The sequence below is a fragment of the Rhizobium sp. BR 250 genome (assembly GCF_047445855.1).
In the GTDB taxonomy this organism is placed as follows: Bacteria; Pseudomonadota; Alphaproteobacteria; order Rhizobiales; family Rhizobiaceae; genus Agrobacterium; species Agrobacterium tumefaciens_I.
In genome coordinates, this window is sequence record NZ_JARWKW010000007.1 from 126000 (window position 1) to 148654 (window position 22655).

Annotated in this window: 20 protein-coding genes; 7 read left to right on the top strand and 13 right to left on the bottom strand. The window is 59.2% G+C overall.

Going from position 1 to position 22655, the window contains the following annotated elements:
- Nucleotides 1–8 precede the first annotated feature (8 nt).
- Entirely contained in the window at nt 9–1874 is a 1866-nt protein-coding gene (locus tag QD336_RS13340) for a tyrosyl-tRNA deacylase (protein WP_499171044.1), read from the bottom strand.
- A gap of 52 nt (nt 1875–1926) precedes the next feature.
- Nucleotides 1927–2826 (bottom strand): hypothetical protein, encoded by a 900-nt coding sequence (locus tag QD336_RS13345; protein ID WP_499171045.1) that lies wholly within the window; start codon nt 2824–2826, stop codon nt 1927–1929.
- Between the two features lie 570 nt (nt 2827–3396).
- On the opposite strand from QD336_RS13345, the gene QD336_RS13350 reads away from it, so the two are divergent.
- A complete protein-coding gene (locus tag QD336_RS13350) occupies nt 3397–4287 on the top strand; it encodes a hypothetical protein (RefSeq protein WP_269345585.1) in 891 nt (296 codons plus the stop codon).
- On the opposite strand, the gene QD336_RS13355 is transcribed toward QD336_RS13350, so the two are convergent.
- From QD336_RS13355 to QD336_RS13380, 6 genes are all read right to left on the bottom strand, one after another.
- A complete protein-coding gene (locus tag QD336_RS13355; RefSeq protein WP_499171046.1) occupies nt 4173–4982 on the bottom strand; it encodes an aspartate/glutamate racemase family protein in 810 nt (269 codons plus the stop codon). The genes QD336_RS13350 and QD336_RS13355 overlap by 115 nt on opposite strands.
- Nucleotides 4983–4993: 11 nt before the next feature.
- The gene (locus tag QD336_RS13360) at nt 4994–5812 is read right to left on the bottom strand and encodes an ABC transporter permease (RefSeq protein ID WP_499171047.1); all 819 of its coding nucleotides are present in this window, start codon (nt 5810–5812) and stop codon (nt 4994–4996) included.
- A gap of 4 nt (nt 5813–5816) precedes the next feature.
- Entirely contained in the window at nt 5817–6728 is a 912-nt protein-coding gene (locus QD336_RS13365) for an ABC transporter permease (protein WP_499171048.1), read from the bottom strand.
- Nucleotides 6729–6964: 236 nt separating this feature from the next.
- The gene (locus tag QD336_RS13370; RefSeq protein ID WP_499171049.1) at nt 6965–8254 is read right to left on the bottom strand and encodes an ABC transporter substrate-binding protein; all 1290 of its coding nucleotides are present in this window, start codon (nt 8252–8254) and stop codon (nt 6965–6967) included.
- Nucleotides 8255–8283: 29 nt separating this feature from the next.
- Nucleotides 8284–9369: an ABC transporter ATP-binding protein gene (locus QD336_RS13375; protein ID WP_499171050.1), complete on the bottom strand. Its 1086-nt coding sequence runs from the start codon at nt 9367–9369 to the stop codon at nt 8284–8286.
- A 182-nt stretch (nt 9370–9551) separates the two neighbouring features.
- Nucleotides 9552–10532 carry a 3'-5' exonuclease gene (locus QD336_RS13380; protein WP_499171051.1) on the bottom strand — a complete coding sequence of 327 codons (981 nt, stop codon included), beginning with the start codon at nt 10530–10532 and terminating at the stop codon, nt 9552–9554.
- A 188-nt stretch (nt 10533–10720) separates the two neighbouring features.
- Between QD336_RS13380 and QD336_RS13385 the strand changes: the two genes are divergently transcribed.
- Nucleotides 10721–11623: a hypothetical protein gene (locus tag QD336_RS13385; protein WP_269345571.1), complete on the top strand. Its 903-nt coding sequence runs from the start codon at nt 10721–10723 to the stop codon at nt 11621–11623.
- Nucleotides 11624–11659: 36 nt separating this feature from the next.
- Here the strand turns inward: QD336_RS13385 and QD336_RS13390 are convergent, their stop codons facing one another.
- The 3 genes from QD336_RS13390 to QD336_RS13400 all read right to left on the bottom strand — a co-directional run bounded on the left by QD336_RS13390 (nt 11660) and on the right by QD336_RS13400 (nt 15202).
- Complete coding sequence (locus tag QD336_RS13390; RefSeq protein WP_499171052.1) at nt 11660–12073, bottom strand: hypothetical protein; 414 nt, start codon at nt 12071–12073, stop codon at nt 11660–11662.
- Between the two features lie 165 nt (nt 12074–12238).
- Nucleotides 12239–13156 carry a transglycosylase SLT domain-containing protein gene (locus QD336_RS13395; protein WP_499171053.1) on the bottom strand — a complete coding sequence of 306 codons (918 nt, stop codon included), beginning with the start codon at nt 13154–13156 and terminating at the stop codon, nt 12239–12241.
- A 258-nt stretch (nt 13157–13414) separates the two neighbouring features.
- Nucleotides 13415–15202 carry a methyl-accepting chemotaxis protein gene (locus QD336_RS13400; RefSeq protein WP_499171054.1) on the bottom strand — a complete coding sequence of 596 codons (1788 nt, stop codon included), beginning with the start codon at nt 15200–15202 and terminating at the stop codon, nt 13415–13417.
- Between the two features lie 365 nt (nt 15203–15567).
- Between QD336_RS13400 and QD336_RS13405 the strand changes: the two genes are divergently transcribed.
- The 5 genes from QD336_RS13405 (at nt 15568) to QD336_RS13425 (ending at nt 20664) form a co-directional block, all read left to right on the top strand.
- Nucleotides 15568–16041 (top strand): VOC family protein, encoded by a 474-nt coding sequence (locus tag QD336_RS13405; RefSeq protein WP_499171055.1) that lies wholly within the window; start codon nt 15568–15570, stop codon nt 16039–16041.
- A gap of 261 nt (nt 16042–16302) precedes the next feature.
- Nucleotides 16303–17646: an extracellular solute-binding protein gene (locus tag QD336_RS13410; protein ID WP_499171056.1), complete on the top strand. Its 1344-nt coding sequence runs from the start codon at nt 16303–16305 to the stop codon at nt 17644–17646.
- Between the two features lie 82 nt (nt 17647–17728).
- Nucleotides 17729–18619, top strand: coding sequence for a carbohydrate ABC transporter permease (locus QD336_RS13415; RefSeq protein WP_269345559.1), 891 nt, complete (start codon nt 17729–17731; stop codon nt 18617–18619).
- Between the two features lie 7 nt (nt 18620–18626).
- Nucleotides 18627–19511 (top strand): ABC transporter permease subunit, encoded by an 885-nt coding sequence (locus QD336_RS13420; protein ID WP_499171057.1) that lies wholly within the window; start codon nt 18627–18629, stop codon nt 19509–19511.
- Nucleotides 19512–19542: 31 nt separating this feature from the next.
- Complete coding sequence (locus QD336_RS13425; protein ID WP_499171058.1) at nt 19543–20664, top strand: sn-glycerol-3-phosphate import ATP-binding protein UgpC; 1122 nt, start codon at nt 19543–19545, stop codon at nt 20662–20664.
- Between the two features lie 219 nt (nt 20665–20883).
- Here QD336_RS13425 and QD336_RS13430 read toward each other — a convergent pair whose 3' ends face one another.
- Together QD336_RS13430 and QD336_RS13435 are read right to left on the bottom strand one after the other, a co-directional pair.
- Complete coding sequence (locus QD336_RS13430) at nt 20884–21711, bottom strand: carbohydrate ABC transporter permease (RefSeq protein ID WP_269345553.1); 828 nt, start codon at nt 21709–21711, stop codon at nt 20884–20886.
- The gene (locus tag QD336_RS13435; protein WP_269345551.1) at nt 21708–22592 is read right to left on the bottom strand and encodes a carbohydrate ABC transporter permease; all 885 of its coding nucleotides are present in this window, start codon (nt 22590–22592) and stop codon (nt 21708–21710) included. Before QD336_RS13435 ends, QD336_RS13430 begins: the two co-directional genes overlap by 4 nt.
- Nucleotides 22593–22655: the final 63 nt, after the last annotated feature.

The following is a 22655-nucleotide window of genomic DNA, read 5'->3' on the forward strand; positions in this document are numbered from 1 at the left end:
TCGCGGGATCAGCCCGTTTTGCTCAGGTCCTTGCGATAGGCCTGCAAAGACGCGATTTTTGCGTCCGCAGCGGCCTCGCGTTCGGCGACGATGGCGCTGAGTTTCCCCGCGATCCCGGCAAGATAGTTCGGCAACTCGCCGCTAGGGATATAGGTGCCCTGCAGCTTGTTCAGCGTCGACCACCCATCTGCAAAGCTGCGGTTGAACAGGTCGGAGACGATCACCACCGCATGCCACTGGGCGGTCTGCCTGACGAAGAACTCGTCGACGGAGCGAACGAGCTGGGCGAAGCGGTTCTTGCGAATGACCTCCAGCTCGGCAACATTGTCGATAGCCTTGATCTGGTGCTCGGCATCATCGGCAACGGCCTGCATGAAATCAGCGAAGCCTTTGAAGAAGAAGGCGATTTCCTGAATGATCTCCTTCATGCGTTTCAGCGCCGTGATGCTGACATTGAGCGACTGAACCGCGAGCTTGATCTTGTCGTCCTCGGCCTGTTTTCCTTTCAGGAGCGCATTGATCTTTATGAGTTCAGCGGTCTGGTTGCGGCGCTCCTTCTGATATGCTTCCGCCTTGTCGATCATCTGCATCTGGATTTCACGCAGACTCGCCGCCTGCTGCTGTTGCTCATCGGTAAGCTTGCCCAGCCCCTTGTCGAGCGCATCGAGTGAAGCCTGCAGGCTGGAAACCAGGGTCTGCTGACCTGCAATCTTTTCCTCCTGCGCCTTCAGCTCCGCAGCGCGCGCGGTCAGGCGTTTATCGAGTTCAGCAAGCTCGACCGCCTTGCTCGATTCCGGATCGGCACCCTTGGCGTCCTTCGCCAGCGCCGACCTGTTGTCCTCCAACACTTTGATATCCTTCTTCAAGGTATCGCGCTTTTCCTCGCTTTTGCGCAATTCGGCTTTCTGCTCGGAAAGTTTGCTCTGCGTTGCGGCGGCATCCGCCTTGTCGCCGCCCGTCGGCGTGCGGGAGCCGCCACCCTGCCCCTGCTCGTCAGCACCCTGGCCACCCTTGGACTGTCCCGAAAGCGCGCCACCGACCGAGGAGGCCAGCATGGAGGCCGGGCCACCGGCGACCATGGCGATGGCGGGAACGACGCCTGAAATCATCTGCGCCCCGACGCGGACGATCGACATGACAAAAGCGCGGTCTTCTGCCGTATTGGCCCGCTTTTCATATTCACGGGCCTTCTTTTCGAATTCCGCGACCTCCGCCGTCAGTTCCTTCACGAGCGATTCAAGCTGCTCGCGCCGAGCATCGGCCTCCCGGATCTCCCGCTCCATCACCGCCTTGTCCTCGAGACGCCGGCTCAAGGCCGTTTCGCTCATGCTCGTGGTTTGGGTTATTTTTTCGATGATGGCGTCATAGGATTTCGCAACGGAAATGAGGTCGTCACGCACATCCAGTGCTTTATCGCGGATATTCCGTGCCAGTGTTATCAACTTGCTGGAGACGAACGCCTTGACCTCGGCCTGGTCATTTCCCTCCCGGACATCGAGCCATTCCGGGAAAAGATCGGCGACGGATACGCCGATACGGTTGGCGACATCTATCGCGTGCCTCATGACCATTTCGCTCTTCTGCTGCGAAGTAATCAAGCCGTTCATGATCGCGGTGATGCGATTTCGAATCTCGCTCTCCTCCTGCGGCGTGGTGTTGTAGGCTATGTAGAGCAGATCGATCGCGTTGTCGGTATCGCGCTTGGCGCGCTCGACATCGTAGGTTCCCTGAATCTTGTCGACATAGGATCGGACGAGCGCCGTATTCGACTTGGGAAGGCTGAAGTTCGGCTGCGAAACGATCGCTTCGACGTCGGCGTCGATCGCGCTGTTGATCTGGGCGGCCCGGCTTTCAAAATTAACGACATTGTTCATTTTTAAAGACTCCTGTTGATGTGTGACTGGTTTCCGATGGGCATGTGATTGCTCACGGCGAGCATCGACGCTTCGCCTCGTCCGGCAGGCCGGCTTCGGTGGAGGAAATGAATTGCGGCACGCTATCGGTCAGACCCGCGATTTCCTCGGACAGCCGCGTCACCTGGCGTATCTGCGCATCGTCGGGATTGACTTCACGCGCTTCCTGGAGGGCATTGGTGAAGTTGCCGACCTTGATGTTGAAGTCCTGAACCTTGACGTTGATGGTGGAAATCGCCGCCTTGAGCTTGATGATCTGCTCTTCGAGCTGATTCACGGCGTTCTGGTTTTCCGCGTGGCTCTGCCGCGCTGACTCAAGCTGGCGGCGAGTGTCTTCCAGCTGCTTGTGAACGCCCGCAAGGGCTTCCTCGGCACTGCGCAACCGGGGCTGCGCGGCACGGAGCTCCCGCTCCGCATCGTTCATCCAGCCCAGCGCCTTGACCATGGCTTCACCGGCCTGGCAAATCCCGGGCAGGAAGATGAGCACCTGGCTGCAGATTTTTACTCTTTTAGCCTGTTCCTCCGTTTCCCTTCGGGCTTTTTCGAAAGCGGCATAGCGGCTTCTGACATAGTCGCTCTCAGACTGGACCAGCTCCTCATAACCTTTCACGCTGGCTTCGGATTGCACCACCTGCCGCTCCAGCTCGATCTGCAGGGACAAGGCCTGTCCCAGCGCCCGCTCGCGGTCGGCGCTGAGCTGCTGTTGCGCCGTCAGATGCTCCATCAGGCACACGGATCGGCGGCCGAGCAGTTCCCGGCTCGCTTCCGCCTGTTCAAGTTTGGACTGGAAGGCGGCCGCCTGCTCGCTGGTGAGGGCGGCGGCGTTCGCAAGGGTGGGCTGCCCCATGGACGGGATGTCAACCTGCATCGTGATGGCCACAAGGCCGGCAAAAATAACATGTCGAAGTTGCATTGTCTCAACCTCCTTCGGAGAATTCGGGGTGGGTAAAAGGCATGAGGCTTCCGTCCGGCATCGCTGTCGGCCGGTCATAAATCTGCTGGAAACATTCGGATATCAGGCAGCCTCGGATGCATCTTTCGCAATTCCGTCAAGACCGAAAAAAACAACCCTCAAAGATTGTACTTCCGGCAATCCAGCGAAAGATTGAGCATTCGAAGAAGTATTAAATTATGCAATGAAAACAGTCATTAAAATCATCGTTAATGCCGCTCCCGCAAACCGTTTCAAAAGGGCACATATTTTAACGCACCCCTTAATACTCAATTTATGAGAGTGTTTTTTAATACCCCTCAACAGGGCGATGGGGGAGTGCAACAAATTGCACGCATCTTCCGAATCGGAACCTTTCGGCTGCCATGCCCGCGCCTTCGGCGGTCACCTCCAGCCAGCATAGCTCATGCCTTGGAATTCGCCATAAAGTAGCGAAGACCAGGAAGCCAAGGGAGAAAGGTATCCGGAAAAGCAGGCGCCCAGGATCCAAAGAAGCTCCCGAAAAGGGACCCTGTCCGGCCCACGCCGGACATGCTTCGAGAGAGGCTGGGCCCGCTTGCGGACCGAATCCTGAAAGACGACGCCTTTGGCGATGCTGTCATTCAGCTTTGCGCTCACATCCCGGCCGTCTTCAAGCAGGAACAGCGCCTTGTCCGCGCACTCGGCGATTTCGGCGCATTCGCCACCGTCATGTGCGCCGTCGGCCTTGCATCGGTGCCGGACGGGCAATTCACGCTGGCGGCCGTTCAGGCCGTCACCGTGCCGTCCGGTTGGGTATCCAGCCGCAGGACACGCGCATTGATCGACTGGCTGGAACTGGAAAATGCCGCGCAGCGACACCCGCCGCGCGGCGACAATCGCGAGCGGCCATGGTCATTGAGCAGCTGGCTGATTGCCGCAGTCGAGACGTTTGCCAGGACCTATCTTCTTGCGGCCTCGCCGTGGCAAATCTCCCCGGCAACGGAACCGGAGGAAGCGGCGATCCAGACACTTATCGATGGCGTGGGCTGGTTCCTGCGGCACGCAGGGGAGCTGCCTCTGCCATCGGAGGAAATGCGGATGTTCCTGGGACATGCACCCGGTTTTCCATTGCTGCTGGATCTGCTGTTCGCCGCCAGAACAGGCGGGGCCGATGCCACGGGTTTCGAATTTTCCCGCAAGGCGGCTGCGCGCTCCTATGGGATCAGCCGCGCCCATGTCACCGCCATAGTGGCCAGGGCCGAGCGGTTAGACATTTTGAGGCGAGACGGATCGCGAATAATTCCGAGCGACCCGACATTACAGGATGTGCAGCGCGATCTGGCCTATCAGCTGGCATTCGTCGTCTTATGGATGGAGATCGCCAAAACCTCACGATCTCCACCGTCCACCGACGTCCCGGAGAGCCTCTCCGGCTGGAACGCCTCCAGCAATCCACGATAGGGCTTGTTGATCGGTGTGGCATAGGCACCGCGCTTGGCCGTCGAAAGCCCCATGGACACCAGCGATTCCGCCTGTTTGACGGCGGCTGCGACACCATCGATCACCGGCACACCGAATTCGGCGCGCAGCTCGGCGGTAAGGTCTGCCATGCCGGCGCAGCCGAGAACGATAGCCTCCGCCCGGTCCTGCTTCAGGGCGAGCGCGATCTCCTGCCGCAGCCTGTCGCGGGCATTCGAAGCGGGATCTTCCAGCGACAGGACCGGAATATCGGCGGCGCGCACGTTGCAGCGGGCTGACATGCCATACCGATGAACGAGATGTTCGAGCGGCAGCCGCGAGCGTTCCATCGTCGTGACGATGGTGAATTTCTGCGCGATGAAGGCAGTGGCCGAGACCGCCGCCTCGCAGATGCCGATGACGGGGACGTCGGCCAGAGCGCGGGCGGCATCGAGCCCGGTATCGTCAAAACAGGCGATGACGGCGGCATCCGCACCCACTGTCGGGGCCTTGGCGAGTTCCATGAGCAGGCCGGGCACGGCAAAAGCCTCGTCGTAATAACCTTCGATGGAGACGGGGCCCATGGAAGAGGTGACGGCGAGAATTTCCGTATCATGGCCGGCTGCGCGTGTCGCGGCGTCGGCGATCGTTGCTGTCATGGATTGCGTGGTGTTGGGATTGATGACGAGAATGCGCATTTGACGTTTCTTTATCCGCGTGAATGGCGGCGATTGAGCATAACGATCAGGCCAAGCGTGGCCGCAATCACCAGGAAGGAAAACAGGGTTGTAACAGCCCCAAGCGCATAAAGCACCGGTGTCGTGACATTGGTGGTCATGCCGTAGATTTCCAGCGGCAGCGTGTTGTAGGTGCCGGCGGTCATCAGTGTACGGGCGAATTCGTCATAAGAAAGCGTGAAACCGAACAGGCCGACACCGATCAGGCTCGGCGCGATCATCGGCAGCACCACATGGGCGAAGGTCTGCCAGGAGGAAGCGCCGAGATCGCGCGCCGCCTCTTCATAGGAAGGCGAGAAGCGGTTGAAGACGGCGAACATGATGAGCACACCGAAAGGCAACGTCCAGGTGAGATGCGCGCCGAAAGCTGATGTATACCATGAAGGTTCAAGCCCAAGCTGTTGGAAAAGAACACCAATACCAAGCGAAATAATGATCGACGGCACCACCAGGCTGGCGACCGACAGGTAAAACAGCGGTGTCGCGCCGATGAATTTGCGCCGGAAGGCAAGACCTGCCAGAAGCGAAACCAAGACGGTGACGGCCATGACCATCAGCCCGAGGCCGAAGGAGCGTCGGAAGGAACCGCCGAAATCACCGACGGCCTGCTGTTCGAAGAGATTGCCGAACCAGTGCAGGGACACGCCGTTCAGCGGGAAGGTCAGGCCACCATTCGGCCCCTGAAAGGCAAGGATGAGGATGGCCGATAGCGGGCCATACAGAAACAGCACGAAGAGGGCGAAAAAGAAGGCGAGGATGTAAAATTCGCGGCCGCGTTTTTCCTGATGCATGGGATCAAAGCTCCTTGCGGATATCGACGATGCGCAGAATGCCCGCGACCATCAGAAGAACGAGGATGAGCAGGATGACGGCATTCGCAGCGGCGGCCGGATATTGCAGCAGCGACATCTGGTTCTTCATCATCAGCGCCACCGAGGCACTCTGGCCGCCGGACATGACCTGAACCGTGGAGAAATCCGCCATGACCAGCGTCACGACGAAAATGCTGCCGATGGCCATGCCGGGCTTGGCAAGCGGAATGATGACGTTGGCGAGCGTCTGCCAGCCCGTCGCGCCGGCGTCCCGCGCCGCCTCGATCAGCGATTTGTCGATGCGCATCAGCGTGTTGAAGATCGGCGTGACCATGAACAGCGTATAAAGATGCACCATGGCCAGCACCACGGCGAAATCCGAATAGAGCAGCCATTCAATCGGCTCGGGAATGATGCCGGTGCCAACCAGCGCGCTGTTGACGAGGCCGTTTCGCCCGAGAACCGGAATCCAGGAGATCATGCGGATGATGTTCGACGTCAGGAAAGGCACGGTGCAGACGAGGAACAGCACCATCTGCATGGTGGTGGTGCGAATGTGGAAGGCAAGGAAATAGGCGACCCAGAAACCGCAGAACAGCGTGATGGCCCAGACCATAGCGGCATATTTCAGCGTGTTGAGATAGGTCTGCCAGGTGACCCACGAGCCGAGCGTCTCCAGATAATTGAAGGTGACGAAATCGGGATACATCTGGGCGAAGTCATAGTCCCAGAAGCTGACGACGGCGATCATGAGGATCGGCAACAGCAGGAAAAAGCCGAGGATGAGGAAAAGCGGCAGGGCCTGCACATAGGACACAAGCTTCTGCGGCAGCGCGAAGCTGCTCGCCGGCCTATCCTTCTTCTCGCTGACGCCGATGAGCCTAACCGTCACCATGGGGGAGCCTTTCGCTGGATTTGCAGAAGTACCGGCAGCTTTCGCACCGGATAGTGTGTCAGACAAAGCTCTCTTCAAACGCGACGTCATCCTCAAGCTTGTCCCGAGGATCGAACCACGTTTGATGTGGTGGGTCGTTAGATTCTCGGGTCAAACCCGAGGATGACGGAGAGTTTAGAGGCTCTGTTGCTGTCAAGATCGGCAGCCAACGCCACCGATCCTGTCTGTTTCGGGTACTAAGCGGCGATGAATTCGTTCCAGCGGCGGACCATGTAGCGGTCTTCGTCCATCACCGAGTTCCAGCAGGCAACCTTACCCATGCGCTCCTCGAAAGAGCCGCCGTCGCGCACGGCACCGGCCTTTTCCATGACCTTGCCATCGGGCGCGATGATATCGCCCTGCGCGGGCTTGCCTTCCACCCAGTAACCCCACTCGTCGGCGGACATGTGTTCCTTCGCCGTTTCCATGGCGGCTGAATAATAACCCTGACGGTTAAGGTAGGCACCGACCCAGCCGGAAGTGTACCAGTTGATATATTCATAGGCCGCGTCGAGCTTCGCACCGGAAAGATGCTTGGCGAGACCGAGACCGCCGCCCCAGGAGCGATAACCTTCCTTCAGCGGCTGGTATTTGCAGGCAATGCCCTTGGAGCGGACCGCGGCAACTGCCGGCGACCACATGGACTGGATGATGACTTCACCCGAGGCCATGAGGTTGACGCTCTCGTCGAAGCTCTTCCAGAAGGCGCGGAACTGGCCGTCCTTCTTCGCCTTGATGAGGAAATCGATGGTCTTGTCGATCTCTTCCTTGGTCATGTTGCCCTTGTCGGCATATTTGATGTTGCCCATGGCTTCCATGATCATCGCCGCATCCATGATACCGATGGACGGGATGTTGAGGATCGAGGTCTTGCCCTTGAACTTCGGGTCCATGATATCGGCCCAGCTGGTAATATCGCGGCCGACGAGATCGGGGCGGATGCCGAGCGTATCGGCATTGTAGATGGTCGGAACCATGGTGAAATAATCGGTCTCACCCTTGGCGAAGGTCTTGTCACCCGGCTTTTCGACGAAACCGACCGTGTGCGGCGCGGTGCCCTGCGCCACGACGCTGTCCGGCTTCAGCTTGCCGTTTTTGAACAGCGGGACGATCTTGTCGTAATATTTGAGTTTCTTGATTTCCATCGGCTGGATGACGCCGGCGGGATAGACCTTCTTCAGGATCCAGTACTCAATATCGGCGATGTCGTAGGAATTCGGCTGGGTGACGGCGCGTTGAGCCGCCGCATCCGAATCCGTCGCTGTCATCTCGAGCGTGATGCCGAGATCGGCCTTGCACTTTTCGGCAATGGCATTGAGGTTCGACACGCCGGTGCCGAACTGACGGATGGTGATGGGGTTCTGCGCCCAGATGGTGGGGAAGCCGGTGATGAGGCCGGAGCCGATCGCCGCCCCCGTCGCAGCCGCGCCCGCCTTCAGAAGGCCGCGGCGGGACAGGCCCCTCTTGCTGTTGATGGTATCGGTCATTTCAAAGTTCTCCTCTGGTTATTTTTGGGTCACTTCTCTACCCGGCCGAGCACGATGGCATCGGCCGCATTCCATGAAAGCGGTATGGCGTCGCCGGTCCTGACCGGGTTCTCGAAGAAGGCGGCATCGCTGAGGATGACGTTGAAATCCTCGATGCCGGCGCCGGTGACGGCGATTTTCATGCTTGCGCCGCGATACTCGACATTCGAGACGATGCCGGTGAAACCGAGGCCCGGCTGCTCCGCTTCGCCGACGCGCACCCGGTCGGTGCGGACCGCGATATCCACCGCGCCGTCATCCGGGGCCATTCCATCGGCGATAAATGTGCCGCCGCCCGCCACTTCGAGTGTCACAAGATCGCCTGCCTTTTCCCGATAACGGCCGGAAATGACGTTATGATCGCCCATGAAACGGGCAACGAAAGCGGTTGCAGGGCGCTCGAAAACCTCGCGCGGCGTGGCCGCCTGCTCGATGCGGCCGTCATTCATGACGACGATGATATCGGCGAGCGCCATCGCCTCTTCCTGGCTATGGGTGACGTGCACGAAGGTGATGCCGAGCGAGGTCTGCAGCTTCTTCAGCTCGGCGCGCATTCGGATCTTGAGGAACGGGTCCAGCGCCGAAAGCGGCTCGTCCAGCAGCAGCGCCTCGGGATCGGTGATGAGTGCGCGCGCCAGCGCTACGCGCTGTTGCTGCCCGCCGGAAAGCTGGGCCGGGCGGCGGCTGGCATAGGGTTCGAGCTGCATCAGCCGCAGCATCTCGAGCGCCTTGGCCCGCCGGTTCTCCTTGTCCGTGCCTTTCATCTTGAGGCTGAAGGCGACATTGTCGACAAGATCGAGATGCGGGAAAAGCGCATAGGACTGGAACATCATCGCAGTACCGCGCCGGGCCGGCGGCAGATCGGTGACCACCACATTGCCGAGCCTGATGTCGCCGCTGGAAATGCTTTCGTGGCCGGCAATCATCCGCAATGTCGAGGTCTTGCCGCAGCCCGAGGGACCAAGCAGGCAGCAATAGCTTCCAGCCGGTATCTTGAGGCTGATCGCATGCACGGCTGTGGTATTGCCGTAAATCTTGGATACGGACGCGATGTCGATTGCTGCGGCTTTGCTCATAAACACTCTCCTGCGACGTCTTTGTCATGCAGGAGCCGTGCCAGATGGCTTTGCCATTGATGCAAAAGGAGATTTTTCAGAGTTCCGTGGGTGCGGACACGGCTCTGCTCAAATTTGCAGCGATTGTTTTCGATTCATTGCAGAAATTGTATGCAATCTTAAAACCCGGAGACAGGCGCGATTTAACCGGCCTTGAACCGGTCAAAGGCCGTGAGATGTTTGACCATCGGATCGGCATCCCAACGGTAAATTTCGGTCCGCAGGAAATGCAGTTCCTCTTCGAGCTTCTCTTCCGGCAGTTCCACCCACCAGGATTTCGGCCGGCCGTCAGAACCGTCCGACCAGCGGTAAGCCCGTTTTTTCAGATGATCCTTCATATCGAATGGGCTGTTTTCCGCATAGATGCGCACTCTTGACCGCCGGCTCGCTTCGTAAAGCTCCGCAAAAGGCGTGCCCTCATGGCCAGGGCGTGTCTGTTCCAGCACCTCCAGCAGCGCGAAACAGTCATCGACAGCGCGGTGGCCGTCATGAAAATAGCCGGATTGCCCGATCAGGTAGCCAAGCTTGTTGCCCTCGAAACCACGCGCCCGCCAGTCTATTTCCGAAACGGAACAGGCCCAGGCCTTGTCGTGGAAGATCGGCGAGAAGGCCTCGCAAAAGGGACGGTCGAAGCCGGCATTGTGGGCGATGATCAGATCGGCCCCGGCGATCAGAGGGGTCAGCCGGGCCATGTCTATCGCCTGCCCCGCAACCATCTCATCGGTTATCCCCGTCAGGCGGGTGATTTCTTCCGGAATGGCGATGGCCGGCTGCCGCAACCCGCCATAGACGCCGGTCACATCGCCGATCACACCCTGATCGTCGAATGTGAAGGTTATGACGCCGATTTCTATGATTTCGTCGGTGCGATGGTTGAGCCCCGTCGTTTCCGTATCGAGGATCACGCCACGGCGGGAAAATTCCGGTCTTGGCCGGTCGACCACCGGGCGTGGCTGCAGCCTGCGCAGAACCCGATAATTGCCGGTCGCTTCAAGATGGGTGGCGAGCGCCTCATCATCCAAGCCGATCTTGGGCGCGGCCTCGCGACCAGCCGCCTTTCGCCCCCTTTCAGCCTGAGGAAGCCGCGCTGTGGCGGAAGCGAAAAAATCCAACTGGGAGGTCATTATGCGCCTGTCCGCCTTGCCCGGAAATCGAGATTCAGTACTCCAACATATGCGCAGAGGCTCACAGGAACAACAGCGCACACCCTCATCCACAGAAAGGGGATATTTCACGGGGTACAGTTGAGGGTTGCAGCTTCAATTTACGATGGTAAAAAAACACCGTCCCCGTGTTTCAGGAGAGAAGAAGAATGCCGCTTCCATCACCTTCCAACCCGAAAACGCTTGCCGACCAGGGCCAGTTGAAGCTCTTTCCGCTGCAAAGCGGTCCGCATTTTGCCAATGTGGGCCTGGCCAACGGCGCAAGCGGCATTGTCTTCACGGGTTATACTCGCGATGCGAGCGTGGACAATGAAGCTTTCTCCTGCTGCGGCAGTTACACCCTGCGCAACTCTGTGCATGCCGCCATTGCCGGCACGACCAGCGACAATTGCACGGTCTTTGCCCTGAAGAGCATCATCAACCAGCGCCCCTGCCTGGCGGTCGGAAAGTTCGACCCGGATGGCAAGCCGGTGCAATTGTCGAAATCGGAGTTCGATCAGGTCACGAAACCGCTGTTCCAGTTCGCCGACAAGGTTTCGCCGATCCTCGGCAGCGAGCCGGCGCCGGGCATTCAGATCCGCAGCGGAGACGCCTCCTATAATTATCAGGTCGATGCGCGCAGCGGCCGTTTCCGCTTCACCTATAAGGACAGCATGAGCGGCGGTCGTTACGGACCTTCGGCCGACGGAAATTTCTCTCTCGAGCACGACGGCCATCGCCTCGCCAAAATAAGTGCGGGCGGCAGCTATAGCAGTTCGGACAATTCGATTGCCGCCTCAGCCTATCGCGATATCGAAACCCGCGGTTTCGAGACGACGGTACGCAGCGGCCAGGCTTCCGCCATGTTCGGAAGAACCTATACGGAAAACGCCATAACCCGCAAAATCGGTGTCGGTTACGGCAACACCTCGTTCCGGCGCGAAGATACGCCGGGCGGAACGATCAAGGAAAGCCTCGGCCACAAGCTGGACAAGGTCACGCTGGAAGTATCCCGCACGCGCGACCGGGCGAAGGGCACCGAATATATGCTGACCATCAAGATGGAGCTCTGAGGCATTCGGCAACCGGGGCGGTTGCGACGGACCGCCTCAGGACGCCGGACGATTGAGAAGGCCCTCGCAATTGGCCGGATTGCCGATGATCTCGCTCGTCTTGATGGTGGAGGCGGCATTCGCGGTGATCTTGATGATGCAATCGCGGCGATGTTCCTTGATCTTCATGCCCTCGGTTTCCGAAATCCGCGCCTGCCCGTCCACGGTCTTGACTTCGCGCCGGTTGCTGAGCCCGGCATAGGTCTCCACATCGACCTTCAGCCAGTAGGATTCGGTTTCGCCGTTTTCGATGATGACCTTGTTCGGGCGGCCAAGCCTGGCGATTGCGGCCTCACGCGGTTGGCCCACAAAACCCGCGACCGTGCGGGAAATCTGCGTCTCCCCGGTGCTGGTGCACGCCGCAACGACGACCAGAACGACCGCCAGACATCCGGTTTCAAACCATTTCATTTCCAGATCATTCCCCACATATGCCGCCGGCCCCTGTCGGCCGGCATTCGCGGCAAATCTATGCAGGATCACCCCGCCCCGAAAGATGGGACGGCCGCAAAGCCGATCAACTTGTTATGATCGCCCCTGGCGAAGAGAAAACAGACCGGCCCGGCGCTCGCCGTTTTACCGGTTGCGGAACACGGTGCAGGGAACACCCGCCCGCCTGATTTCGCCGCACAGCGTGTTGGCCTCGGCGCGGGTCTCGCGGCCGATGCGGGCTGCATAACGTGGCCGCGAGCCGAAATTGCCGCCCCGCTGCCGCACGATCAGCGCCCTCTCGGCATTCAGCGGTTCCGAAAGCTGCACGATCGCGCGGGTGAAAAGCCGGTTCGCCACCGCCGGATTATAATGGGCGGCAAGCTGCACGCCCCAGGGCGCCCAGTCGGCTGAAGCAATGAGGACGGGATCGTTCATGGTGCGGGTATCGGCGAGACGCACGCAGGCATCGTGGAAGGGACGGCCGTCATCCAGTGCCGGCGCCGCCTTCTCCGGCGGATTGTCCTTCCATGTCTCCACGGGGTAGCCGGTGATCGCAAACACATAGTCGCGGGTTTCCATCGGCAGGCGGCCGGTGGCGATGAAGTTCCGCAGGCCCGCCTCCCCGGCATTATAGGCTGCGGCGGCAAGACCGAAATTGCCGAACTGCACGTTCAGTTCCGACAGGTAACGGGAGGAGGCCTCAAGAGCGGCGATGATGTTGAAACTGTCTTCGAGACCGCGCAACCGCGCCGTGCCCGGCATGAACTGGGCAATGCCCTCCGCCCCCTTCGGGCTGATAGCACTCGCCCGAAACAGGCTTTCCCGCCAGATCAGCCGGGCGAAATAGTCAGGCGGAACAGCATGGCGGGCAGCCAGAACCTCGATGGCGCGGCAGAGATCATTATTGTAACTGCCGGCATTGATGCATAGCTCCGGCGCGACATCGTGGGTATAGGCGCAGGCGGGTTTTTCCTTGGCGGGCTCTTCGGCCTTCCCCGCGCCAGAGGCTGCGACCAGCAAACAAAAGGCAAGAGCCGTGCGGCCTGTCGATATCCCTGCCAAGCGAGCGTCCCCGAAAATTCCAAACGCGATGTGCCGATTATCGGTCAATCGGGAAGATATGACGAGCTTTCGGGCTTGTCATCACGTATCGAACACCGAAAAGGCCCAACCCAATCAAGTCCGCGCCATCCTCTGGCCTGTCCCGAGGATCTGCGACCTATTGATTTATTCAACATGATTGGATCCTCGGCACGAGGCCGAGGATGACGTCAGGAGAATGTGCGCCCTCATTGCCGACTCAGGGCAACTCAGCCTGCCTTAAAAGTCCTGCCACTCCTCATGGCTGACAGCAACCGCAGCCGAACCGCGTGCCGCAAGCGGGCGGGATGCGCTATGGCGCGGACTAACAGGCGCTGCCTGCTGCTCGAAGTGGCTCCGCGAGGCGGGCGACGCTGATCGCGGCGCGTCCTCGAACCGGAACTGCCCGAGAAGTTCGAACAGCGCCGCCGCTTCCCGCGCAAGGCTGTGGCTTGCGGCGGTTTGCTCTTCCACCATCGCCGCATTCTGCTGCGTGCCCTGATCGACGGTGTTGACCGCCTGGTTGATCTCGGCGAGTGCCGTGGACTGTTCGCGGGCGGCATCAACGATAGCGACGACATTGGTGTTGATGTCGCGCACCTGCTCGGCGATCTCCTGCAGGGCCGAACCGGCTCTGGTGACAAGGCCGACACCGTTTTCCACCTGCGCGCCCGAGGCATTGATCAGGCTCTTGATTTCCTTTGCGGCGGTTGCCGAACGCTGGGCCAGCTCACGAACCTCCTGCGCGACGACGGCAAAGCCCTTGCCCGCCTCACCGGCACGCGCCGCTTCCACACCGGCATTCAGCGCCAGAAGATTGGTCTGGAAGGCGATTTCGTCGATCACGCCGATGATGTTCGAAATTTCCCGCGAGGATTTTTCGATCTGGTCCATGGCGCCAATCGCATCGCGCACCACCTGGCCGGAATGCTCCGCATGATCGCGGGCGCGAGCGACGATCTTGCCGGCCTCTTCCGCGCGACGGCTGGAATCATTGACCGCCGTGGTGATCTCCTCAAGCGCGGCCGCCGTCTCCTCGATGGAGGCGGCCTGCTGTTCCGTGCGTTTCGCCAGATCATCGGCGGCGGAGCGTATCTCGTTCGAGCCCGAAGAAATCGCGCCGGCATTTTCAGATACCAGCGTCATCGCCCTCTTCAGCTTTTCCGAAGCCGCATTGAAATCCGTGCGCAATCTTTCGAGAGACGGAATGAAAGGCTTGTCGATGCTCTGAGCAAGATCGCCCTCGGCCAGATCGGTGAGACATTGTGCCAGCTTCTCGACATTCTCGACGCGGCCGGTCACGTCGGTGGCGAATTTGACGACCTTGAACACCTTGCCGTTCAGATCGAAGATGGGATTGTAGGACGCCTGAATGAAGACCTTGCGGCCACCCTTGCCGAGCCGCATGAATTCATCCGCCACGAGATCGCCGCCCGACAGTCTTTCCCAGAACTGCTTATATTGCACCGACTGCGTATAGGCCGGCTCGCAGAACATGGAATGATGCCTGCCCTGCACTTCCGAAAGCGAATAACCCAGCGCCGCCAGGAAATTGTCGTTGGCGGTCAGGACATCGCCATTCGGAGAGAATTCGATGATGGCCTGCGCCCGCGACAGCGCGTCGATCTTACCCGCATCTTCCGCCGCCTTCAGCTTGCGGTCGGTGATATCGGTGGCGATCTTGACCACTTTCACCGGCTTGCCGCGGCGAAACACCGGATTATAGGAAGCCTCGATCCAGACTTCGCGGCCGGCCTTGCCAATGCGCTTATATTGCCGCTGATCAAACTGGCCGGACGAAAGCTTGGACCAGAAGGCCCTGTAATCCTGCGAGGACACGACCGCGGGCTCGACGAACATGCTGTGGTGCCGACCGACGATTTCCGAAAGCTCGTAACCGAGCGCACGACAGAAATTTTCGTTGGCCGTCAGAATCTTTCCGGAAAGGTCGAATTCTATGATGGCCTGGGATTTGGAAAGCGCGGCGAGAACCGCCACAGCATTGGCACCACGATCAAGAATAGTCACGCGCAGTCCTCCGATGAAATGAATGTTTTCAATGAAAATTATTCGCAAATATTATGATTGCATTGTTAAATAATATTTAAGGATAATATTGACTTTCGTCAGGCGGATTGAAGCGCGCAGCCGGTAAAACCTGCAATTGCCCGGTATCTTTTCAAAGCCTCGACATGGCCCCAATCCCGCAGTCGCAACGATGCAATACAAAAGCCCTATCCATGATCCGGTTTCCAAGCCGGCGGGACCGTGGCACGGAGTTTTCGGAACGTTTGTCCCGCAGCCGCATTTTATGCCTGATGGGGAACGGGCCAGCGGTCCGCAAGTTCCCCCGCCGGCAAGGGGGACGATTTCAACCTGGGAGGACCATGCACATGGAAAAGAACACGATCTGTATCTGGTATGACAAGGATGCGGAGGCCGCCGCCAGATTTTATGCCGAAACCTTTCCGGACAGCGCCGTCACCGGCGTTCACCATGCGCCGAGCGACTATCCCTCCGGCAAGAAGGGCGATGTGCTGACGGTGCAGTTCACCGTCGCCGGCGTTTCCTGCATCGGCCTCAATGGCGGACCGGTCTTCAAGCAGAGTGAGGCTTTTTCATTCCAGATATCGACCGAGGACCAGGAAGAAACGGACCGCTACTGGAACGCCATCGTCGGCAATGGCGGTGAAGAAAGCGCCTGCGGCTGGTGCAAGGACAAATGGGGCGTCTCCTGGCAGATCACGCCGCGCGTGCTGATGGAGGCCATGGCGGCCGGTGGCGCGGAGGCCAAACGCGCCTTCGACGCGATGATGGATATGAAGAAAATCGACGTCGCCGCTATCGAAGCCGCATGTCGTGGTTGACGCAGACAGGATATTCAGCAGCAAGTAGTGAAGCGGCGCCGAATATCCAAGCATCTGAAAAATAAGGTTAAACTGCGAATTTTAGTATCTGTCGCATTTTTTCAGCCGCGCAGAATGCGCTGCGCGGCCAGTCATCATAAAACGTTCAACAAAATGTAAGCGATCCGTCAAAAACGGCTGTTAGCAGAGCCCGTGGCTTCGTGCCGGGGACATGAGGTCCTTGCCCGAGCAGGCCATCATTCCATCAACGGGGCTCAACTCATGAAATCTTCCGCTCTGACTTCCTTCGTGGCCGGCGTTGCCATTGCCGCCGCCTTCGGCGCCACCGCCGCCCACGCAGAAAAGACCAAGTTCGAATTCTGGTACGGCCTTTCCGGCGATCTCGGCGACCGCGTCCAGGAAACCTGCAAGAAGTTCAACGACTCCCAGGCCGATTTCGAGATCGTCTGCACCTCGCAGAACGAATATGAAACCACCCTGCAGAACACCATTGCCGCCTATCGCGCCAAAAAGCAGCCCGCCATCACCCAGATCTACGACGCCGGCACGCTGGACATGATGCTGTCCAAGGCCTTCGTTCCCGCCAAGAAACTGATGGCCGACAATGGCTACAAGATCGACTGGAACAATTATTTCCCCGGCATCGCCAATTATTACGCCACGGCGTCGGGCGAGCTGAACTCCTTCCCCTATAATTCCTCCACCGCCGTCTTTTATTACAATGTCGATGCCTTTGAAAAAGCCGGCATCACCTTCAAGCCCGACACCTGGGAACAGGTTGAAGAAGCTTCGAAGAAACTGAAAGCCGCCGGTTTTGAATGCCCGCTCGCCTTCAATTTCGACACCTGGATGCTGATGGAGCAATTCTCCGCCATCCACAACCAGCCGATCGCCACCAAGGGCAATGGTTATCAGGGTCTCGACGCCGAGCTGACGATCAACAAGACCAAGTTCGTCGACCAGGTGAAATTCTTCAAGAAGATGCAGGATGAGAAGCTGTTCGTCGTCAAGACCAAGCAGCTCGGCATGGACATCCTGCCCGCCTTCACCTCGCAGACCTGCCAGATGTTCATGTCCTCGATCGCCAGCCACGGCACGGTCGGCAAGGGCATGCCGCAAGGCGTGAAGTGGGACGTCGCCATGCTGCCGATCTGGAAGGGCACCGAGCGTCACAATTCGCTGGTCGGCGGCGCTTCGCTGTGGGTCATGGCCGGTCGTCCGGAGGCTGAATACAAGGGTGCCGCCGCATTCCTGAACTTCATCGCCCAGCCGGAGATGGTTGAGTGGTGGTCGACGGTCACCGGCTACATCCCGGTCACCAAGACCGGTTTCGACGCCATGAAGGCCAACGGCTTTTACGACAAGGCTCCCTACAAGGGCCGCGAAAAGGCAATCGAAAGCCTGACGTTCACGCCACCTTCCGAATATACCCGCGGTATCCGCCTCGGTGGCTTCACGCAGATCCGCAAGGAAGTTGCGACCTCGCTCGAAGCCATCTTCATGCAGAACGCCGATATCCAGGCCGAGCTCGACAAGGCCGTCGAGCGCTCCAACGCCGGTCTGCGCCGCTTCGAAAAGACCTATGAAGGCGCCAAGCTGAACTAAGCCCGCTTTCATTGCTGTCACAAGGCCTGTCCGGACATCCTCCGGGCAGGCCCGCCGAAATCTCGAACATTGCCGGTCTCCAATGGAAAAACGTACCGTTTTCAAAAGCACATGGCTGCCTGTGCTCTTCGCCCTGCCGCAGTTCCTGCTCATCCTTCTGTTCTTCTATTGGCCGGTTGTCGCGGTGCTGAACTGGGCATTCACCCTCGAACCGCCCTTCGGCGGCCCAGCGGAATTTGTCGGCCTCGCCAATTTCGTGGAAACCTTCGGCGATCCGCTTTATTGGCAATCGATCGTCACGAGCCTGACCTTTGCAATCGTCGGACCGTTTTTTGCCATTCTCATCGGCCTCGTCCTCGCTTTGGCGGTTGATCGCCAGCTTCCCGGCTCCGGTTTCTTCCGGGTGCTTTATATCCTGCCCTATGCGATTGCCGGTCCCGCCGCCGGTATGGCCTTCCGCTTCATCCTGTCACCGGAACGCGGTCTCGCCGCCTCCCTGAACGCCTGGTGGCCCGATATCTGGAACCCGGCAAAATATGGTGAACATGCGCTGATCCTCATCATCGTCATCTTCATCTGGAAATGGGCGGGCTACACCTTCATCTTCCTGTTCGCCGGCCTGCAATCGGTGCCGCGCTCGCTGACCGAAGCCGCCGCCATGGACGGTTCCGGACCGATCCGCCGCGCCATCGACATCCAGGTGCCGCTGCTTGCGCCCACCCTGTTCTTCCTGACCGTCATCATGATGACGGAGGGTTTCGTCGGCGCCGATACATTCGGCATCGTCGCCTCCACCACCGAGGGCGGCCCCAACCACGCCACGGAAGTGATGGTCTATCGCATCGTCAGCGAGGCCTTCGAGGGGCTGAACTATTCCGGCGCCTCGGCGCAGAGCCTCGTCCTCATCGGCCTCATCATGGTCTTCACCTTCGTTCAGTTCCGCTTTGTCGAGCGGCAAGTCCATTACAAGTGAGGCGGCCATGATCCAGCGCACTCCCTATGCCAACGCCCTGACCTATGCGATCATGGTGGCAGGTTTTCTCCTGCTCATCGGCCCCTTCCTCGTCGTCATTTCCGGCGCCAGCCAGACGGTCCAGCAGGTTAACAGCGTACCCTTCAACTTCATGCCGCAGGGTGAATTCTTCACCAATGCCAAGGCCGCGTGGGCACGCGCCAATCTCGGCAATGCTCTCTTCAACAGCCTGATCATGGCGGTGCTGGTGACCATCGGCAAGGTGGCGCTCTCCGCCTTCACCGCCTTTGCCATCGTCTTCTTCCGCTCGCCGCTGAAACATCTGTTCTTCTGGACGGTCTTCATCACCCTGATGCTGCCGCTCGAAGTGCGCGTGGTCCCGACCTATTCGGTCGCCGCCGATCTGTTTCAGCCGCTGCGCTCCATTCTCGGCCTGTTCGGCATCGAGGTGACGCTGGAATGGAACCTCCTGAATTCCTATGCCGGCCTGACGCTACCGCTCGTCGCCACCGCCACCGGCACCTTTCTTTATCGGCAGTTCTTCATGACGATCCCGGATGAACTGGCCGAGGCCGCCCGCATGGACGGTTCAGGTGCAGCGCGCTTCTTCGTCGACATGCTGCTGCCGCTCTCGCGCACCAACATGCTGGCGCTCACCACCATCATGTTCGTTTATGCCTGGAACCAGTATCTCTGGCCGCTGCTGATGATCACCGACCCTTCCTACAAGACGGTGATGATGTCGCTCAGGGCGCTTTTGCCCGCCGATGACGGCACGCCGGACTGGAACGTCACGCTGGCCGGTTCCCTCATCATCATCCTGCCGCCGCTTTTCGTCGTGGCCTTCCTGCAACGCTGGTTCGTCCGTGGCCTCGTCTCGTCCGACAAGTGACGCGCGGCTTTCAACAACAAGGTTTTCTATCATGGCTCAGATCGATATTCGTCAGGTCCGCAAATCCTATGGCAAGACGCAGACCCTGCACGGGGTGGATCTTTCTTTCGACTCCGGCGAATTCGTCGTCATCCTCGGCCCTTCGGGCTGTGGCAAATCCACGCTTCTGCGCATGATCGCCGGCCTGGAGGAAATCACCTCCGGCGAAATCGCCATTGGCGGGCGCGTGGTCAACACGCTGGAGCCGCGTGAACGCGGCTGCGCCATGGTGTTCCAGAATTATGCGCTTTATCCGCATATGTCGGTGGCCGGCAATATCGGTTATGCGCTGAAGGTCGCCGGTGTTCCCAAGGCCGAGCGCCAGCGACGCATCGAGGAGACCGCCAAGATCGTCGGGCTTTCCGACTATCTGGAACGCAAGCCGGCCGCCCTTTCCGGCGGCCAGCGCCAGCGCGTGGCCATGGCCCGCGCCATCATCCGCGAACCCGCCGTGTTTCTTTTCGACGAGCCGCTCTCCAACCTCGACGCCAAGCTGCGTGTGTCCATGCGCGCCGAAATCCGCAAGCTGCACCAGCGCCTCTCCGCCACCTCCATCTTCGTCACCCATGACCAGGTGGAAGCCATGACGCTGGCCGACCGGCTGGTGGTGATGAACAAGGGCAATGTCGAACAGGTCGGCCATCCGCTCGATATCTATCACCGCCCGGCCAGCACCTTTGTCGCCTCCTTCATCGGCTCTCCCGCCATGAACCTCTTCACCACAAAGGTGGAGGTGGAAACCCCTGCCGTGATGCTTTCCGGCGCGCCGGTGAAACTCTTCCCCGAAACCGCGCTGGAGCTGCGCGGCCGCAACGTGACGGTCGGCATCCGCCCGGAACAATGCGTGGTGAGCATGGATGGTCCGGGCGTACCGGCCGTGGTGGATTTCGTCGAAGAACTTGGCTCCGGTCGCATCGTGCATGCGGATATAGCTGGAGAAACCTTCTCGGCCGCCATCGGTGAGGATCTCTCGGTAAAACCCGGCCAGCGCATCCACATGGAGCTTCCCGCCGCCCATATGCATTTCTTCGACCCGGCCACCGGAAAACGGATCGAAACGGAAGGAACGGCGGAGACTGCCCGCAGCAACAACGAAAAGCTGCTCGCGGTTTGATCTTCCCCTGAGACAGGTCCGGCACGGTTTCGGATAAATGTCCGTTCGTGCCGGACCTGCATGTGTCGATGGCGGCAACCAGACCAGCCGCCTATGGGGGCTTCACCTTTGCCCGAACGAACAGGCGTGGCGGATGAGCCGAAGGGATGGCTTGGTCACGACGAAGCGGGCAGCGTCGATGTCATTTGCTGCCCGCCGCATATGCAAAGAGTGCCGCCCTCACCCTTTCACGCCGGACGAGATCATGATCGCTTCCGTCACGCGGCGCTGGAAGACGACATAAGCGATGATGACCGGCAGGGCCGCCAGCATGGCAATGGCCATCAGGCGCGCATAAACAATGCCGAAAGTATCGTTGACCTGCGTGATGCCGACGGGGATCGTCATCATGTTTTCAGAGGTGATCACGAGGAAGGGCCAGAAGAAGGCGTTCCACACCGTGATGAAGGTCACGATAGCGAGAGCGGTGGTGATGCCCCAGTTCAGCGGCAGATAGACCTTGAAAAGAATGGTGTATTCGCCGCCGCCATCCAGAACCACGGCTTCGCGCATTTCCTTGGGCACGCTGTCGAAGAACTGCTTGTAAACGATAATGACGATGGGCGTGATGAGCTGCGGCAGGATGATGCCCGCCCAGGTATTGATGAGGTTGAGGTTCTTCATCAGGATGAACTGGGTGACCACAAGCGTCTGCGCCGGCACCATGAAGCTCGCCAGCACGATGCCATAAAGCAGGCGACGTCCCGGAAAACGGATCTGCGACAGGGCGTAGGCGCACAACATCGAAATCAGCAGCACGGAAACCGTGACGATTGCGGCGGTGCCGATGGAATTCACATACCAGGTCAACAGCCGCGTGTTGAAGATGGCATTCACATAAGCGCCCAGCTGGAATTCATCCGGCAAAATCGACATGTTGCCCGCAACATTATTGTCCGAGCGTAACGACGTCACGAAACCCCAGTAGAGCGGAAATATCCACACGAGCGCCGCCGAAAATGTCAGCAGGGTCAGAACGACGTTTTCCAGTCTTTTCGTGAAGCTCATGAATTCCTCCGGATGCGCAGCAACTGGAACTGAAGAATGGAAACGATGACGATCAGCAGGAACAACACGGTGGAAACGGCGGAAGCGTAACCGCCATTGTTCAGCTGGAACGCCTCACGATAGACCTTGAGCAGAAGCACGAAGCTGGAATTGAAGGGCCCACCGCCGCTCAGGAGATAGATCTGATCGAATATCTTCAGCTGCAGGATCAGTTGCAAAGTGAGAACCAGTGCCGTGACGGGCCATAAAAGCGGCCACGTCACCCGCCAGAAGCGCTGCCACGTCGTTGCGCCGTCAAGTGAGGCAGCCTCGTAAAGCTCGGCCGGGATATTGCGCAACCCGGCGATGAACAGCAGCACGTTGAAGCCATTCGTCCACCAGATGGTCACGACAGCCACCATTGGCATCACCCAATAGGGGTTCTTGAAAACAGCAACCGGCTTGCCTGCAATGAGTGAAATGACAGGCTGGAGAATTCCGAACTGCAGATCGAGCATCCATGCCCAGATTTCCGTGACGACCGAAACCGGCAGAACATAGGGCAGGAAAAACAGGCTCATGGCGATCGTCTGCTTCACGCCCGACAGGCGGCTGACGGCAAGAGCAATCATGAGCGCGATGACGGTCGTCGGCACGACGGTCAAAAGCACGAAATAGCCATTGTTTTTCAAAGAGGTGACAAAGAGGTTGTCGCTCAGCAGTTTTGCGTAGTTCGCCAGCCCGACCCAGTTTCCGTCACCGATCAGCGGCGCATCGGTGAAACTGATGCGCACCATCTCAATCAGCGGATAAAGGAAGAAGGTGACGAAGACCACGATGAACGGCGTCACCATCGACAGCGCGATCAGCGATTTCTTGCGCCGGTTTTCAATCATAGCCATGGTATGTCTCCGGGACCTTGCGCATTGCGTGCTGCCCTCCGGTGAGAAGCCGGAGGGCAGGTT

What these genes read in the sequence shown, in the direction of transcription:
- QD336_RS13340 (WP_499171044.1), bottom strand. Translation starts at nt 1,874, where the DNA reads ATGAACAATGTCGTTAATTTTGAAAGCCGGGCCGCCCAGATCAACAGC.
- QD336_RS13345 (WP_499171045.1), bottom strand. Translation starts at nt 2,826, where the DNA reads ATGCAACTTCGACATGTTATTTTTGCCGGCCTTGTGGCCATCACGATG.
- QD336_RS13350 (WP_269345585.1), top strand. Translation starts at nt 3,397, where the DNA reads ATGCTTCGAGAGAGGCTGGGCCCGCTTGCGGACCGAATCCTGAAAGAC.
- QD336_RS13355 (WP_499171046.1), bottom strand. Translation starts at nt 4,982, where the DNA reads ATGCGCATTCTCGTCATCAATCCCAACACCACGCAATCCATGACAGCA.
- QD336_RS13360 (WP_499171047.1), bottom strand. Translation starts at nt 5,812, where the DNA reads ATGCATCAGGAAAAACGCGGCCGCGAATTTTACATCCTCGCCTTCTTT.
- QD336_RS13365 (WP_499171048.1), bottom strand. Translation starts at nt 6,728, where the DNA reads ATGGTGACGGTTAGGCTCATCGGCGTCAGCGAGAAGAAGGATAGGCCG.
- QD336_RS13370 (WP_499171049.1), bottom strand. Translation starts at nt 8,254, where the DNA reads ATGACCGATACCATCAACAGCAAGAGGGGCCTGTCCCGCCGCGGCCTT.
- QD336_RS13375 (WP_499171050.1), bottom strand. Translation starts at nt 9,369, where the DNA reads ATGAGCAAAGCCGCAGCAATCGACATCGCGTCCGTATCCAAGATTTAC.
- QD336_RS13380 (WP_499171051.1), bottom strand. Translation starts at nt 10,532, where the DNA reads ATGACCTCCCAGTTGGATTTTTTCGCTTCCGCCACAGCGCGGCTTCCT.
- QD336_RS13385 (WP_269345571.1), top strand. Translation starts at nt 10,721, where the DNA reads ATGCCGCTTCCATCACCTTCCAACCCGAAAACGCTTGCCGACCAGGGC.
- QD336_RS13390 (WP_499171052.1), bottom strand. Translation starts at nt 12,073, where the DNA reads ATGAAATGGTTTGAAACCGGATGTCTGGCGGTCGTTCTGGTCGTCGTT.
- QD336_RS13405 (WP_499171055.1), top strand. Translation starts at nt 15,568, where the DNA reads ATGGAAAAGAACACGATCTGTATCTGGTATGACAAGGATGCGGAGGCC.
- QD336_RS13410 (WP_499171056.1), top strand. Translation starts at nt 16,303, where the DNA reads ATGAAATCTTCCGCTCTGACTTCCTTCGTGGCCGGCGTTGCCATTGCC.
- QD336_RS13415 (WP_269345559.1), top strand. Translation starts at nt 17,729, where the DNA reads ATGGAAAAACGTACCGTTTTCAAAAGCACATGGCTGCCTGTGCTCTTC.
- QD336_RS13420 (WP_499171057.1), top strand. Translation starts at nt 18,627, where the DNA reads ATGATCCAGCGCACTCCCTATGCCAACGCCCTGACCTATGCGATCATG.
- QD336_RS13425 (WP_499171058.1), top strand. Translation starts at nt 19,543, where the DNA reads ATGGCTCAGATCGATATTCGTCAGGTCCGCAAATCCTATGGCAAGACG.
- QD336_RS13430 (WP_269345553.1), bottom strand. Translation starts at nt 21,711, where the DNA reads ATGAGCTTCACGAAAAGACTGGAAAACGTCGTTCTGACCCTGCTGACA.
- QD336_RS13435 (WP_269345551.1), bottom strand. Translation starts at nt 22,592, where the DNA reads ATGGCTATGATTGAAAACCGGCGCAAGAAATCGCTGATCGCGCTGTCG.